Annotated in this window: 10 protein-coding genes; 7 read left to right on the top strand and 3 right to left on the bottom strand. The window is 36.0% G+C overall.

The annotated features are described in order from the left end of the window. Window positions 1–54: 54 nt before the first annotated feature. The 3 genes from dnaK to AC6CHK_RS14430 all read left to right on the top strand — a co-directional run bounded on the left by dnaK (window position 55) and on the right by AC6CHK_RS14430 (window position 6,710). Window positions 55–1,950: a molecular chaperone DnaK gene (gene dnaK, locus AC6CHK_RS14440; protein ID WP_498097309.1), complete on the top strand. Its 1,896-nt coding sequence runs from the start codon at window positions 55–57 to the stop codon at window positions 1,948–1,950. A 291-nt stretch (window positions 1,951–2,241) separates the two neighbouring features. After that, window positions 2,242–5,166: a SusC/RagA family TonB-linked outer membrane protein gene (locus tag AC6CHK_RS14435; RefSeq protein ID WP_498097308.1), complete on the top strand. Its 2,925-nt coding sequence runs from the start codon at window positions 2,242–2,244 to the stop codon at window positions 5,164–5,166. Window positions 5,167–5,177: 11 nt separating this feature from the next. Further along, window positions 5,178–6,710: a RagB/SusD family nutrient uptake outer membrane protein gene (locus AC6CHK_RS14430; protein ID WP_498097307.1), complete on the top strand. Its 1,533-nt coding sequence runs from the start codon at window positions 5,178–5,180 to the stop codon at window positions 6,708–6,710. 144 nt (window positions 6,711–6,854) lie between these two features. Here AC6CHK_RS14430 and AC6CHK_RS14425 read toward each other — a convergent pair whose 3' ends face one another. Both AC6CHK_RS14425 and AC6CHK_RS14420 read right to left on the bottom strand, forming a co-directional pair. After that, the gene (locus tag AC6CHK_RS14425; protein WP_498097306.1) at window positions 6,855–7,253 is read right to left on the bottom strand and encodes a DUF7674 family protein; all 399 of its coding nucleotides are present in this window, start codon (window positions 7,251–7,253) and stop codon (window positions 6,855–6,857) included. 158 nt (window positions 7,254–7,411) lie between these two features. Beyond that, window positions 7,412–7,906, bottom strand: a complete 495-nt coding sequence (locus AC6CHK_RS14420; protein ID WP_498097305.1) for a phosphoglycerate mutase family protein — start codon at window positions 7,904–7,906, stop codon at window positions 7,412–7,414. Window positions 7,907–8,028: 122 nt separating this feature from the next. Between AC6CHK_RS14420 and AC6CHK_RS14415 the strand changes: the two genes are divergently transcribed. The 4 genes from AC6CHK_RS14415 (at window position 8,029) to AC6CHK_RS14400 (ending at window position 13,085) form a co-directional block, all read left to right on the top strand. Next, window positions 8,029–9,042: a nucleoid-associated protein gene (locus AC6CHK_RS14415; protein WP_498097304.1), complete on the top strand. Its 1,014-nt coding sequence runs from the start codon at window positions 8,029–8,031 to the stop codon at window positions 9,040–9,042. Between the two features lie 213 nt (window positions 9,043–9,255). Next, window positions 9,256–11,448: an ATP-binding protein gene (locus AC6CHK_RS14410; protein ID WP_498097303.1), complete on the top strand. Its 2,193-nt coding sequence runs from the start codon at window positions 9,256–9,258 to the stop codon at window positions 11,446–11,448. A gap of 24 nt (window positions 11,449–11,472) precedes the next feature. Then, the gene (locus AC6CHK_RS14405) at window positions 11,473–12,024 is read left to right on the top strand and encodes a biliverdin-producing heme oxygenase (RefSeq protein ID WP_498097302.1); all 552 of its coding nucleotides are present in this window, start codon (window positions 11,473–11,475) and stop codon (window positions 12,022–12,024) included. Between the two features lie 134 nt (window positions 12,025–12,158). Further along, a complete protein-coding gene (locus AC6CHK_RS14400) occupies window positions 12,159–13,085 on the top strand; it encodes a malate dehydrogenase (protein ID WP_498097301.1) in 927 nt (308 codons plus the stop codon). Between the two features lie 636 nt (window positions 13,086–13,721). On the opposite strand, the gene AC6CHK_RS14395 is transcribed toward AC6CHK_RS14400, so the two are convergent. Beyond that, window positions 13,722–15,077: a glycine-rich domain-containing protein gene (locus AC6CHK_RS14395; RefSeq protein ID WP_498097300.1), complete on the bottom strand. Its 1,356-nt coding sequence runs from the start codon at window positions 15,075–15,077 to the stop codon at window positions 13,722–13,724. Window positions 15,078–15,100 lie beyond the last annotated feature (23 nt).

Raw genomic sequence — 15,100 nt, 5'->3', positions numbered from 1 at the left:
GAGAAATTGAGTTTATAAAATCAAATTTAAAAATTAGAAAAAATATAAAATATTATGAGTAAAATAATCGGAATAGATTTAGGTACAACCAACTCTTGTGTTGCTGTAATGGAGGGTAAAGACCCTGTTGTAATTCCTAATGCTGAAGGAAAAAGAACGACTCCTTCTATTGTAGCGTTTACAGAAGATGGCGAAAGAAAAGTAGGAGATCCTGCAAAAAGACAGGCTGTAACGAATCCAAAGAAAACCGTATACTCTATCAAAAGATTTATTGGTACACATTTTAAAGAAGATGCAAAAGAGATTTCGAGAGTTCCTTATGAAGTAGTGGCGGGACCAAATGATACCGTAAAAGTAAAAATCGACGACAGAGAATATACTCCACAAGAGATTTCAGCAATGACGCTTCAGAAAATGAAGAAAACAGCTGAAGATTATCTTGGCCAGGAAGTGACGAGAGCGGTAATTACCGTTCCTGCGTACTTCAACGATGCACAAAGACAAGCTACAAAAGAAGCAGGTGAAATTGCCGGTCTTATCGTAGAAAGAATTATCAACGAACCAACTGCAGCAGCTTTAGCTTACGGTTTGGATAAGAGCCATAAAGACCAAAAAATCGCTGTATATGACCTTGGTGGTGGTACTTTCGATATTTCTATCCTGGATTTGGGAGACGGTGTATTTGAAGTATTGTCTACAAACGGAGATACGCATTTGGGAGGTGATGACTTTGATGATGTAATTATCAACTGGATGGCGGATGAATTTAAAGCTGAAGAAGGTGTAGAATTAAAATCTGATGCAATCGCATTACAAAGATTGAAAGAAGCTGCTGAAAAAGCAAAAATCGAATTATCTTCTTCTCCACAAACTGAAATCAACCTTCCATATATTACAGCTACAGCTACAGGTCCTAAACACTTAGTGAAAACTTTGACGAAAGCTAAATTCGAGCAATTGGCTGCAGACTTAGTGAAAAGATCAATGGATCCTGTTGCAAAAGCATTAAAAGATGCAGGTTTGTCAACTTCTGATATCGACGAAGTAATCTTGGTAGGTGGATCTACAAGAATCCCAATCATTCAGGAAGAAGTAGAAAAATTCTTTGGTAAGAAGCCATCTAAAGGAGTAAATCCGGATGAGGTTGTAGCAATTGGTGCAGCTATTCAGGGAGGTGTATTGACAGGTGATGTAAAGGATGTTTTACTTCTTGACGTTACGCCACTTTCTTTAGGTATCGAAACAATGGGTTCTGTATTTACTAAATTAATCGAAGCAAATACAACGATTCCAACTAAAAAATCTGAAGTTTTCTCAACAGCTTCTGACAACCAACCGGCTGTAAGCATCAGAGTTGGACAAGGAGAAAGACCAATGTTTAATGATAACAAAGAAATCGGTAGATTTGACCTTACGGATATTCCACCGGCGCCAAGAGGAGTTCCTCAAATTGAAGTAACTTTTGACATTGACGCAAACGGTATCTTAAATGTTTCTGCTAAAGATAAAGGAACAGGAAAAGAGCAGACGATCAAAATTCAGGCTTCTTCAGGACTTTCTGACGAAGAAATCGAAAGAATGAAAAAAGAAGCTCAGGAAAACTCTGCAGCGGATGCAAAAAGAAAAGAAGAAGTTGAAATCTTCAACAAAGCTGACGGATTGATCTTCCAGACTGAAAAGCAATTGAAAGAGTTCGGTGATAAATTATCTGCTGACAAAAAAGCAGCAATCGAATCTGCTCATGCAGAATTGAAAACAGCTTTCGAAGCGAAAAACGGAGACGATGTAAAAGCTAAAACGGAAGCTTTGGATGCAGCTTGGATGGCAGCTTCAGAAGAATTGTATGCAGCAGGTCAACAGGCTCAAGGTGCAGATGCAGGAGCTCAAAATCAAGGAAATGCAGGTGGTGCAGAAGATGTACAGGATGCAGATTTCGAAGAAGTGAAATAAGCAGTCACTGACTGATTGTATATGAAATCCCCGAGCGTAAGCTCGGGGATTTTTTTGTTAAAAGCTTAAGCGTTTTAAAGTTTCTCATGACTCCAAATCTTTTAGTTAAAAAATATTAGAAAAAAGTTTATCGATTGTATTTCTTCCTAAAAAGATATTACAGGTAACTACAGGATAGCAGAATTTTTCTATAAGTATACTTTTATATAAATAAAAATATGAGAAATATCATATCATTGATAATTTCTTAGAAAGAATAAGAGTATTTTTTTTAAATCACCAAATCATCTAATGAAGAAATCTATAATAACGCTTGGTATTTTACTGAGCACTACAGGTTTGGTCTTCGCTCAAGAGGAACAAGCAACCGGGACGGTCAAGGATCAGGATACTATCAAACCAAATCCTAATAATAAAACCAAAGATATTGAGGAAGTTGTTATCATTGCTTACGGTACACAAACCAGAGGCGAAGTCACCGGTGCGGTCGGAAGAGTAGATGCCGAAAGCTTTAAGAACAGACCTATTGCGCGAGCAGATCAGGCTTTGACCGGTCAGATTGCCGGAGTTAAAACACGTGCTACTTCAGGAAAACCAGGAGAACCATTGGAAGTGAGAGTACGTGGTACGGCCTCAATATCTGCAAACAATTCTCCTGTTTATGTTGTGGACGGAATGGTAGTTGATGACATGGGAAATATTTCACCTGACGATATTCAATCAATTGAAGTATTGAAAGATGCCGCATCAACTGCAATGTATGGTTCCAGAGGTTCTAACGGTGTGGTAATCGTAACAACAAAAAAAGGTACATCAGGGAAGCCTTCATTTAGTTTCTCACAATATTATGGTGTTCAGACAATTGAAAAAAAGTTGGATATCATGAATAGTGCAGAATGGATAGATTATGCTACTGAAGCAATAAATAAAAATTGGGTTGCTTTGGCTCCCGGTAATTCGGCATCAGATAGTTATGCAGTTAGAGCAAATTATTTCAATTTAGCAAATACCACCGATTATAATCTTGCCAATATCAATTATATGGTTGATCCAAGATGGGGAACCAATCAGGTTGCAAATATCGATTGGCAAGATGCATTTTATCGTCCGGCAGCCATTCAAAGTTATCAGTTGTCGGTACGAGGCGGAAATAAGAATGTAAAGTACATGATTTCGGGAGCGTACTTTGATCAGGAAGGTTTGGCAATCAATACAGGGTTCAACAGATTCAATCTGAGTGCAGTTATTGATGTTAATATTTCAGATAAATGGAAAGCCGGAATTGCTTTGCGACCAAGCTTATCTCAAAGTTACGGAGACACCGTTGACGGAAAAGACAATCAGGCTCACAAAATGCTTTCAATGGTTCCTGTCGCAGAATTGAACGCCGGTCTCTACACCAATTTCTGGAAAAATACGAGATACAGATGGGCGGGATCTACCCAAAGTCCGATCGGCGTTATGGAAAATACCGTAAATGATACCAATGAATTTCGATTATTATCCAGTATGTATATGTCTTACGATATTTTGCCGGAATTAAATTTAAAAATTTCCGGAGGAGCAACCAATAATTTTAATCTTAACAACGGTTATATACCAACTTTTGATTTAATAACAAATATCCCCGGACAGGTAAGTATTGCCAATCGCAGAACGGTAAACTATAATAGATATCTAGGCGAACTTTTATTCAGCTATAAAAAATCTTTTGGAGAACATGATATCAACGCCATTGCCGGTTACAGCGCAGAGAATTACAGATCAACATCTCAATATAACCGAAACAAAGGTTTTCCCAATGATGATTTAAGAACATTTAATTTTACACAATCTGCATCTGTGCTCAATTCAGAATTTACGGCTACAGAATGGATGTTGCTTTCTACTTTTGGTCGTGTCAATTATGATTATAAAGAAAAATATATGTTATCGGCAAGTATTCGTCGGGACGGTTCTTCAAGATTTGGATGGAATAATCTTTGGGGAACATTTGCAGCATTCGGAGCAGGCTGGAAAGTAGATGAAGAGGAGTTCTTAAAAGATCAAAATTGGTTGAGTAACCTTAAATTCAGATACAGCTGGGGAGAAAACGGGAACAATTCAATTGGTGATTACAGAGCATTTGGAACCCTTTCGGGAGGAAATTATTCATTTGGAGGAAATTTATCGAATGGTTTAATTCCAAATACGATTCCCAATCCTGATCTGACTTGGGAAAAAACACAATCGTCTGATTTTGGTTTTGAATTAGGGTTATTTAACAGAATTGATTTTACGGCAGATTATTACATCAAAAAAACCAAAGATTTACTTCTACAACAGCCGATACCGTACGTAACCGGATATAATGTAATGTGGAAAAATGTTGGTTCAGTTCAGAACAGAGGTCTGGAGCTAGATTTAGGTACAAAAAACTTAGTAGGAGAATTCAAATGGAATACATCAGCTAATATTGCATTCAATAATAACAAAGTTTTACAATTAGGTACAGATAATGCGCCAATCTACACAGGTTTCAGCAGTAGTACCAATATTATAAAAGTAGGCGAAGAACTCAATTCATTTTATCTTTATGAAGCTATAGGCGTACTTTCCACGGCAGACATCAACAATGCATCAATTGCAAAAACTAATGGAGCAATTGCAGGAGATGTTAAATATAAAGATGTCAACGGCGATGGTGTTATCAACGAAAACGACCGTCATATCATCGGCGGGCCAACTCCTGATTATTATTGGGGTTTGACCAATACATTTTCATATAAGAATTTTGATCTTTCTGTATTCTTTCAAGGTCAGAAAGGAGGTTACAGCTATGCTTTGTTAGGTCGTGCAATCGATCGCACAGGAATGGGAACCACAAACAATGTAATGGGAAATTGGGTAAATCGTTGGCGTTCAGATGAGAATCCTGGTGATGGCAAAACTCCGAGATTAGATGGTACCACCGGAAGTTTATTAGATACAAGATGGTTGTATGATGCGACTTATATTCAGCTGAAAAACGTGACATTGGGTTATAATTTCGACCAGGATTTGGCAAGTAAATTAAAAATTTCTAATCTGAGAGTTTACGTCAGTCTAGAAAATGTTTGGAGAAAAGACAAATATTATGGCGGTTACAACCCCGAATCCGTACAATCAGACGGTACTGATTATGGCGCATATCCCAACGCAAAGATTTATATGATGGGCTTAAACTTTAATTTCTAAATTTTATTAAAATGAAAACAACTTACAAAAAAAATATATTTAAACTAAATATTAAAACTTTCAGAAATACGTTCCTTGTCGGAACATTACTGTTTGGAATGATCAGCTGCGAAGACGATTTGATGCTGGAACCTGAAAATAATATTACCCAAAATTCTTTTTACACGACTGAATTGCAAATTCAGCAAGCGGTGTCGGGAGTTTATTCCGGAATGGTGAATGCCTCGTCCAGAGGAGGTTTTGATGTTAATTTTTATCTATTGGCATCTGAGGTTCGATCCAACAATTTTAATGCAATTTCGCAAAACGGAAATAGAGATTATTATGCGATCAATCGTTTTCAGGACACTTCTTCAACAGATGAAATGGAGGTTCTTTGGGAAGATGCCTATCAAATGATTTCTTATGCTAATAATATCTTAACAAGAATTGATGCTGTACCATTTTCAGATCCTGCAATTAAAGAACAATACCGTTCAGAAACCCGATTTTTAAGAGCTTATGCTTATTTCGAGTTGATGCGTAATTTCGGAAAAGTACCTTTAATAGACCATCCGGTAAGTCCCGAAGAAGCGGCAACTATACCAAGAACAGACTTGGCGACCCTTTACAACTTCATCACTTTGGAGATCGAAGCATCAGTGGCGGGTTTAAAAAATGTATATGATGCAAAAAATAAAGGCAGGATCACAAAATCTGCGGCTCATGCGATGTTGGGCAGAATTTATCTTACAGGTTCTGGTTATCCGCTTAATAATAGCTCTTACTTAGCAAAAGCAAAAGATCATTTGTTTGCTGTCATTCAGGGAGAAGGTCAGTTTGTTACATTTGCGCCTAATTATGCAGATTTGTTTAAAAGTGCTAATGATAACAAATACCATATTTTCGAAATCCAGCATATAAGCGGTGGTTTGTCGCAAGGTTCTTACTTGCCAAGTTATGTTTCGCCGGTTTTTGGAGTCAATGATCCTTTATACAACCCGCAAAGCAGTTTGTATAGTGCTGCTGAATTAGGTGTTTCCCAATCGTTGATTAATTCATATGAAGCCGGAGATTTAAGACGTGCTTTAACTGTTAAAACCCAATTCATATCTCAAAACGGACAACCGGATAATGCAAATTATTTCATCAAATTTCGTGAACCGGGAATGGTTTTGACCAACCGTTACGACTGGCCGATCAACTTTCCGGTTATTCGATATGCAGATGTTCTTTTAATGTATGCCGAAGTTTTAAATACTCAAGGCAGTACGAGCACTGCTGTTCCTTATTTAAACAGAATCCGTCAGAGAGCAGGTTTGGCGCCGCTTTCTACTTCTATTTCGGCCGCAGACTTTACTACTGCGCTTCGAAAAGAAAGAAGAGTAGAGTTTGCCGGCGAAGGTGTTTATTGGCATGATTTAGTACGTTGGAATACGGGAGTTGCTGTCATCAATCAGGCTGCTGCAGATCTTAACTACAATTTTACGATTACGACGAATGATTATCTGTATCAAATTCCTTTATCGCAAATTCAGGTTGCGGGATATGAGCAGAATCCTTAAGGCTTTTAAAACATTTAAATATGAAATCCCCGAGCGTAAGCGAGGGGATTTTTTGTTATCAATTTAAACATTGTAATGTTTTTCAAAATTAATATTAAAAAGCTTGGCCCGAACTGAAAGTTCGGGCCAAGCTATATAAAAAATTTAATCCTTTTTAAACATAATTTCATCCAGTCGTGTCTGGCTGAGATAAATTTGCTGAAAATCGATCGGCATATATTGATAAACAAGGTTCCACAAATGATCGTCTGTATGCTTTCTGAAGCTTCCGAATGATCTTATGAAAATGTTTTCAATCATATTCTTCACGGTAAAATTTCCGTTTTTGTACAGCCAATCCATCATTTTGATGTTTCGGTTGACAAGATTGATCTTAGATTCCTGCAGCAGAACCTTTAAGTGGTTTACTGTTGATTGGATGATTCCTGCAAAATTGTTTTGTGCTGATAATTGTGCAATTTCATTCTGAATAGAAGGATAGAATATTTTTAAGTGTTCAGTAGCTACGTTTTCATTAATAGCTTTTGCCTCTTCATTTATCATAATTAATATATTTCAAAACAGGTTTTAGGCAACGAAAAATGTACCAAAGCAAGGTTTCAACATCGAATAATTACAATATTAATGATACCTGTTTGATTTTCAGGTGATTTAATTTTTTCGCTTGTGACAACGCTTTTTATTGTCTTCGTTTTCAGTGTTTAATATCTTGACGAATGCAATGTTACCTTCTTATCTTCAATATTTATGTGAAAAAGATTGGAATAATCGTCTTCAGAAATTGTTTCAAATGGTTTTGTAGCTCCAAAAGCTTCCAATATTTCGAGAACTGTATTGGAATGTCCTGCAATAATGACATTTTTCCCGGAATATTGCTTGAGAATTTCTTCCGCAAGTTTTTTATTATCGGAAGGATTATAATTTGTGATTTCGATTGTATTAAATTTTGCTATCGGCTGTAAAGTCTGCTGCGTCCTGTTGTAAGGCGTGGAATATGCCGCCGAAATTTTGACTTTTTTTAATTCTTCAGACAACTTTTCTGCTCTTTGTTTACCGATGTCACTAAGATTCGGATTTGGGTTGGTTTTATTGGAAATGTCTTTTTCAGCATGTCTTACAATATAAATATTGGTTTGCTGCGAATGTAAAAGACTGCAGGAAAAAAACAGCAGAAACGCGAATAATAAATTTTTCATTGAAGATTTGAATTTTATTTAAAACTAAAATACTAATTATTCAAACATCAAATAGATTTATTTGTTTCTTGTTGCCTTTGAAGTTTAAAACTATATTTGTGCCTTCAAAAAAAGAGCAAAAAATGTTTTCAAAAATTGTAGTACACAGAGTAGGAAATAAAATCAACGGAGAATCTTTAATACTTTCTCAGGAAGAACTTGAATTGGATGAAGGAACTGTAGAAATGCTTGAAAATTATTTTTTAGGTTCTTTTAAAACTGAAGAAACGTATCAGTTTTACAGCGATTCTTATTTGGTAAACAATCCTGTTTTCAGCTCGGTTTCTGAGATTTTTGATGATAAAGCCAAGTTTCTTTGGGAATCTGAAAATATCGCCAAACATCTTTTTGAAGCCGCCGAAAACCCAAGAGTTCAGGGCGGAGAATTGTTTGTTGTTTATTTTGAAGACGACAGAGAAGGTGACGAAAAAGTAGATAAAATTGGAATCTTTAAAACCGAAAAAAGAGATTCATTCTTAAAAATATTTCCAAAAAACGAAACTTTTGAGATCGAAAAAGATCAGGGAATCAGCCTTTCAAAAATTGATAAAGCCGCTTTGATCTACAACAATCATAAAGAAAACGGATATGTACTTTCTGCAGTCGACAACAACAAAAACGGAGACATGTATTATTGGTTTGAAGATTTTCTGAAGATTAAGCAACGTGACGACGAATATTTTCATACGCAGGAAGCTTTAATGGTTTACAAAGATTATATCACAAAGCAGCTTCCGCAGGAGTTTGAAGTTTCAAAAGCAGATCAGGCAGATTTTTTGAATCAGTCGATTAATTTTTTCAAGGAAAAAGAAGAATTTAAGTTAGATGATTTTACGGCTGAGGTTTTAAAAGACGAGCATGTGATTGAAAGTTTTAATAATTACAAAACCGATTACGAGCAGGAAATGCAGATCAATATTGCAGAAGAATTTCCGATCAGCGCAGCGGCTGTCAAGAAAACACAGCGTCATTTTAAAAGCATTATCAAGCTTGATAAAAACTTCCATATTTACATACATGGTGACCGAAAAATGCTTGAACAAGGACAAGACGAAAAAGGAAAATATTATATGTTGTATTTTGATAAAGAAGTCTAAAATAATGTAATATTCATAATGAACAGTTTATTATTGCATTTTATCCCAAAAATACTGTCATTCTTTGAATTTAATGTTTTATCTGTAATTGTGTTAACTAGTTATTAAAGAAAGCACAAATTTTATTAATAATTGTTATTAAATCTCTATAACCTACCACAAAGTGAATTATCATATGAAAAATGATTAACTTTGCTCACTTTAATAGTTATTATGAATTTTGTAGAATGTCATGAAGAGCCCATTCATATCCCGGGTTATATACAAAGTTTTGGTTATCTGATTGGCATCGATGCAGAATCTCATTCCATTACTTTTTTCAGTGAAAATATTACAGATATATTTGATATTGAAGCTTATGATGTTTTGTTTGGTAAGAAAATTACAGATTTTCCGGAGCTTTTTCAAAGTATTATCAGTTCCGATATTTTTGAATCTGTCGAGCATTTGACGCGCAGGGAAAATGAAACTTATTTTGATAAAATTTCTATTGGTGACAGAAAGTTTCACTTTTCCATATTCAAAAACAACAATCGTATTTTTCTGGAGTTTGAAGAAGTTTTAGAAAATCCTCATAAAAGAATAACCAATAAATACGATAATTTTTATATTATAGATAACGAGCAGGAAATCTGGAATCAGCTTCTTACAACACTTTGCAGTATTATAAGATACGATCGTATCATGGTTTATAAATTCATGAGCGACGGTTCCGGTAAAGTAATTGCAGAAAAAACCAACGAAAATCTGGAAAGTTATCTTGGTCTTCATTATCCGGAATCTGATATTCCCAGACAAGCCCGCGAACTGTACAGGAAAAAAAGAAAAAGACTTTTCAGCAATGTACATGCGGAGCCGGTAAGATTAATCAGCAGATCCAAAGAAGATATCGACCTTACTTTTGTGGCTTCGCGTGCGATGTCGCCTATTCATGGGCAATATATTAAAAATTCGGGTGCCTCGTCCAGCTTCAGCATATCCATCATTATTGATGATGCGCTTTGGGGTTTGGTGACGTGCCAGCACTCCGAACCCAAGCATATTGATCTGGAAGATCGTGTGCAATCGGGGATTTTTACCGTTTTGGCTGCCAATGCATATTCTTCTTTTAAGTCTAAAAAAGAGCTGAAATACCGCGTTGATCTAAGCGTGAAAGCTTCACAATTAAAATCTGAATTCTTAAAGCATAATACATTATTTGAATCTCTTGTAGAAAACAAATCTGAAATCAGGAATCTCCCTGAAGCAGACGGTTTGGCGGTTGTTTCAGAAAATTATATTGTGACAGACGGTATTACTCCGGATCATGGGATTATACAAAAAATCGCAAGCTGGGCAAAAAACAATACGGATGAAAATATATTCATAAGCCGAAGTTTTCTTAAAGATCACGGAGCAGAATTAGGGCTTAATGAAAAAAGTGCCGGCGTCATTATTTATTTTGTGGAAAGAGGGAAGAATGAAGTTTTGATCTGGTTCCGAAAAGAATTTGACGAACACATCAACTGGGCAGGAAATCCTGAAAAGAAAATTGGTGTATTTTCGCAGAACGGCGAAGAAAAAAAGATAGTTTCTCCCAGAACTTCTTTTGAAGTGTTTAAGGAAGAAATAAAAGGAATTTCAAAAAAATGGAACTCAAGAAGTGAGATTGCAGTACAAGCGATCCGCGATGTGATCCTGGAAACATCTCATAAGCAATATATTACAATCAAAAAGCTGAATGAGCAGCTGAAGAAAGTAAACGAAGAGCTCGACAGTTTTTCTTACACTATTTCGCATGATTTGGGAACTCCGCTTACCGTCATGAAACTGAATGCGCAGATGCTGATGAAGGGACTTGCCGAAACTTCAGAAAAAAATAAATATAAGATTAATTCCATCATTGAAGAAATTGACGGAATGGCAGAAATGATGCACGATGTTTTACAGCTGAGCCGCGCAAAACACAGCGAAATTCAGCTCGAAAATATCGAAACGCATCACACGATCCGAAAAATTACAGAAAATGCCAAATTAACTTTTGAATGCCCTAATTGTGAGGTCGGTATTAAAGAATGTCCTGCTGTTTTGGCGGATAAAACAATGCTGCACCAGGTTTTTCTTAACGTCATTAATAATGCTATAAAATATTCGTCAAATCAGGAGCATCCGAAAGTCGAAATAGAAGGCTCGGAAGAAGGTGATGCTATTGTTTACAGGATTACAGACAACGGAATCGGAATTCCTGAAGAAGAAAAGCACAGAATGTTTAAGATTTTTAACAGAATGGATAATGCCAGACAATTCAAAGGAAACGGGATCGGTCTTTCTATTGTTTACAGGATTATGAACAGGATCGGCGGAAGTGTAGATTATGAAAGCAGTAAAGAGGGAACTTGTTTTATTTTGACCTTTCAAAAACCTTAAATTTGTAAAAAATTAAGTATAAAAATGGTATCTGAATATTTAAAAAAAAACACAGCCGAATTTCATGATGCAGCTGAAAAGCTATTCAATTCTGATAAAATTTTCAACAAAACCTTCACTTTAGAAGATTATAAAAAGATTATCAATACCAATTATCTGATGTTGCTGCATTCGGAAGACAAAATTTTCAGCAGCCTTTCAGAGAATTTTTCAGATAAGCTTCAATTAGACCAAAGAGTAAAGTTTCCTTTGATTGAAAAAGATCTGGAAAGCCTGGCTTTAGAAAACCAAACTGCCACACATAATATTGAATTTGCCAACGAATTTGAAGCTTTGGGAGCAATGTATGTGATTGAAGGTTCTACTTTGGGTGGTAATGTGATCGCAAAACAGCTTTCAAAAACGGAAGGTTTTGATGATGTCTCATTCAACTTTTTTGGCTGTTACGGGGAAAGCACAGGCTCAATGTGGAAAAGCTTTAAAGAAGTTCTCGATACGGAAGTAAAAGAAGACCATTACGACGAAGTATTATCAGGCGCTAAAAAGCTGTATACGTTTTTACTCAATGTCAATTAATTTCTTTAAAAACTAAATATTTCTTTTTTAAATAATAAATTCCTGAAAGATTGCCTAATTTTTCAGGAATTCTTAAATTTGGGAGTTAATAATTTTAAATTTAAATAAAAAATAAATAATTAAAAAGTAACATTATGAAAGTAACTGTAGTAGGTGCAGGCGCTGTAGGAGCAAGCTGTGCAGAATACATCGCAATGAAAAACTTCTGTTCGGAAGTAGTTTTAGTAGATATTAAAGAAGGTTTTGCAGAAGGTAAAGCGATGGATCTGATGCAGACTGCATCCCTAAACGGATTTGATACAAAAATTACCGGAACAACAGGAGATTACAGCAAAACTGCAGGCTCTCATGTAGCAGTAATTACTTCAGGAATTCCAAGAAAACCGGGAATGACAAGAGAAGAATTGATCGGTATCAATGCAGGAATCGTAAAAGAAGTTACTGAAAACTTAGTAAAGCATTCTCCGGAAGTAATCATCATCGTGGTTTCCAACCCAATGGATACAATGGCTTATCTGGTACACAAAACTTCAGGTCTTCCTAAGCACAAGATCATCGGTATGGGTGGTGCTTTAGATTCTGCAAGATTCAAATACAGATTGGCTGAAGCTTTAGAAAGCCCTATTTCAGATGTAGACGGAATGGTAATCGCTGCACACAGTGATACAGGAATGCTTCCATTATTAAGCAAAGCAACAAGAAACGGAGTTCCGGTAACTGAGTTCTTAGACGAAGAGAAACAAAAATATGTAATCGAAGAAACTAAAGTTGGAGGTGCTACATTAACTAAATTATTAGGTACTTCAGCTTGGTATGCGCCGGGTGCAGCAGTTTCTGTAATGGTGCAGGCGATTGCTTGTGACCAAAAGAAAATGATCCCTTGTTCATTGATGCTTGATGGAGAATACGGCGAAAGTGATATTTGTCTTGGTGTTCCTGCAATCATTGGGAAAAACGGTGTTGAAAGCATCGTAAACATTACTCTAACTGAAGAAGAAAAAGCAAAGTTTGCTGAAGCTGCACAAGCGGTAAGAGAAGTAAATGGTGACTTGAAGTTTTAATCTCAAAACATTATAAATTAAAGCCGCGCCCTTCAGGGCGCGGCTTTTTAGTATATATATTTCCATATATACTAAAATATATCCATTACCTGATAACTAAGTAGTCACACCCGCTTCGTAAGACCCGATAGGGGGTTGGGCAAGGGGGTATAGCCCCTTGATTAAGGGGTTGTACCCTGTTAAGAACTACCTAAAGGTTGTTTTATAATGGCTTCAGGTACTTAGGTAACGGGTGTAGGCCTTTCATAAGAACCCGCAGCCGCTTCATAAGACCCCATAGGGGGCTAGGCAAGGGGTGTAACCCCTGATTAAGAGATTGCACCATGTTTAATAACTACCTAAAGGTTGTTTTATAATGGCTTCAGGCGCTTAGGTAACGGGGTGTAGACTCTTTGATAAGACCCTGCAGACCGTTCAGTAGGGTAAATAGGGACTTTGTTAATAGGTTCAGGCCTTAACTGACCACCAAAAGGGCTTTAATAGTGGCTAAGATTACAAGTTTTAAAACCAATCTGTTACCAATTCCATATTCACCATTATGCCCGGTCAGGTTTCTATCAGTTTTGATTTTCGACGACTTGTTCAGGAGCGGGAATTTGATTTCGCATTTCTTTAATCTCCGATTTACAGGAAAAATTAATCTCCACCACATCCACCGCAACTACTGCCACCACAAGAGGAATCTGATGGTGAGGTTCCACAACCGCCACCCGAACTGTCATTTGTTGGTCGGTTGGTTAAAGGAACAAAAGAAGTTCCCAAAACAGCTGTTCCCAAAAGAAAATAGCTCCATTGCCAATCGTTGTTGGCATCTTTTTTCGGCAATATAACGGTTTTGTATAAGTCCGGTAAAATTTTAGAACTAAATAAATTGGTTAATCTGAGCAAGTATCCTGTCATCATAAAAATGAAAATAACAACAGCAAAACTTATGAGAAAAACGGGCTTGTCACGTAAAATTCCTGTCACAATTCTGAGAAATCCAAACATGATTAATGATAGAAAAACAATAAAATTCAGAACAAATAAATGGGAGAAAATCTTTGAACGGATAAAATATTTTTTAACCTCATCCATCGATTTAATGATATTCGAAAATACAGGTTTTGTAATAATCTGTATTAAAAAGTTAGAATAAGGAGCTTTTCCAAGATCTTTTAATAAATCAATAACCTGTTGATGTTCTCGTGATTTTATAAACGTTAAATCGCTTGTACTAATCGTTTTGTCCGGGTTTATTTTTATTGAACCATTATCAATCAATTCATTCACGGTTCCGTTGATTACAGAAGAAATATTTCTGTCTTTAAGGTAAATTAATTCATAAGGCTGAAGATCAAATACAAAAGAATCTTTATTAAATAAATGAACAGCCTGTACAAATTTTCTTCGGTTATACCATTCCAGTCCTACAAAAGAAATTACAATTAATCCCAAGAATAAAATGATAAAATCTGGATTTTTAATGCTGAGATATAAAGGTTTTAGCAAAAAATAAAGTGGAAAACTTAGAATGATGAATGCAACTATTCCTACAACTAATGAAGTTCTCAGTTTAAACTTTGATTTTTCCAGATTCAGACTTTCATACGGATTAGCATGATTCCAAATACTAGCAGGCTGTGTCCCAAAATAGGTTCCATACAATTTTGTCGTACGTTCCTTGGCGAGTTTAAATTTTTGAAAATCTTCTTTATTGTGCGTGGAAGGAATATGCTGAATCTGTTTTCCTAAAATCGTGCAAAATTCTGAATAAGATTTGGTGAAAATAAGATGTTGATGCCAAACCGTATCTACAATCTCTGATGGCGAAACCATCATGTCTGAAACAGCAGCCAGATACATGAATTTTTTGTATTCTAAAATTGCTTGTTTCGTGAAATTTTGAGTCCAATAATTTTCACGAGACAACCGCAATGTAAAATCATATTCGCTTAGAGGTTGATCAAAATCAAACTGTTCAATTTTTCCCCACAGATCTTTATTCATCATGCTTTTTGAGTGTTGAACTTAAA

The organism is Chryseobacterium sp. GQ58 (assembly GCF_059758895.1).
Note: the sequence above shows the minus strand (reverse complement) of the source record. Positions and strands in the feature narration are given on the sequence as shown.

What these genes read in the sequence shown, in the direction of transcription:
- dnaK (WP_498097309.1), top strand. Translation starts at nt 55, where the DNA reads ATGAGTAAAATAATCGGAATAGATTTAGGTACAACCAACTCTTGTGTT.
- AC6CHK_RS14435 (WP_498097308.1), top strand. Translation starts at nt 2,242, where the DNA reads ATGAAGAAATCTATAATAACGCTTGGTATTTTACTGAGCACTACAGGT.
- AC6CHK_RS14430 (WP_498097307.1), top strand. Translation starts at nt 5,178, where the DNA reads ATGAAAACAACTTACAAAAAAAATATATTTAAACTAAATATTAAAACT.
- AC6CHK_RS14425 (WP_498097306.1), bottom strand. Translation starts at nt 7,253, where the DNA reads ATGATAAATGAAGAGGCAAAAGCTATTAATGAAAACGTAGCTACTGAA.
- AC6CHK_RS14420 (WP_498097305.1), bottom strand. Translation starts at nt 7,906, where the DNA reads ATGAAAAATTTATTATTCGCGTTTCTGCTGTTTTTTTCCTGCAGTCTT.
- AC6CHK_RS14415 (WP_498097304.1), top strand. Translation starts at nt 8,029, where the DNA reads ATGTTTTCAAAAATTGTAGTACACAGAGTAGGAAATAAAATCAACGGA.
- AC6CHK_RS14410 (WP_498097303.1), top strand. Translation starts at nt 9,256, where the DNA reads ATGAATTTTGTAGAATGTCATGAAGAGCCCATTCATATCCCGGGTTAT.
- AC6CHK_RS14405 (WP_498097302.1), top strand. Translation starts at nt 11,473, where the DNA reads ATGGTATCTGAATATTTAAAAAAAAACACAGCCGAATTTCATGATGCA.
- AC6CHK_RS14400 (WP_498097301.1), top strand. Translation starts at nt 12,159, where the DNA reads ATGAAAGTAACTGTAGTAGGTGCAGGCGCTGTAGGAGCAAGCTGTGCA.
- AC6CHK_RS14395 (WP_498097300.1), bottom strand. Translation starts at nt 15,077, where the DNA reads ATGATGAATAAAGATCTGTGGGGAAAAATTGAACAGTTTGATTTTGAT.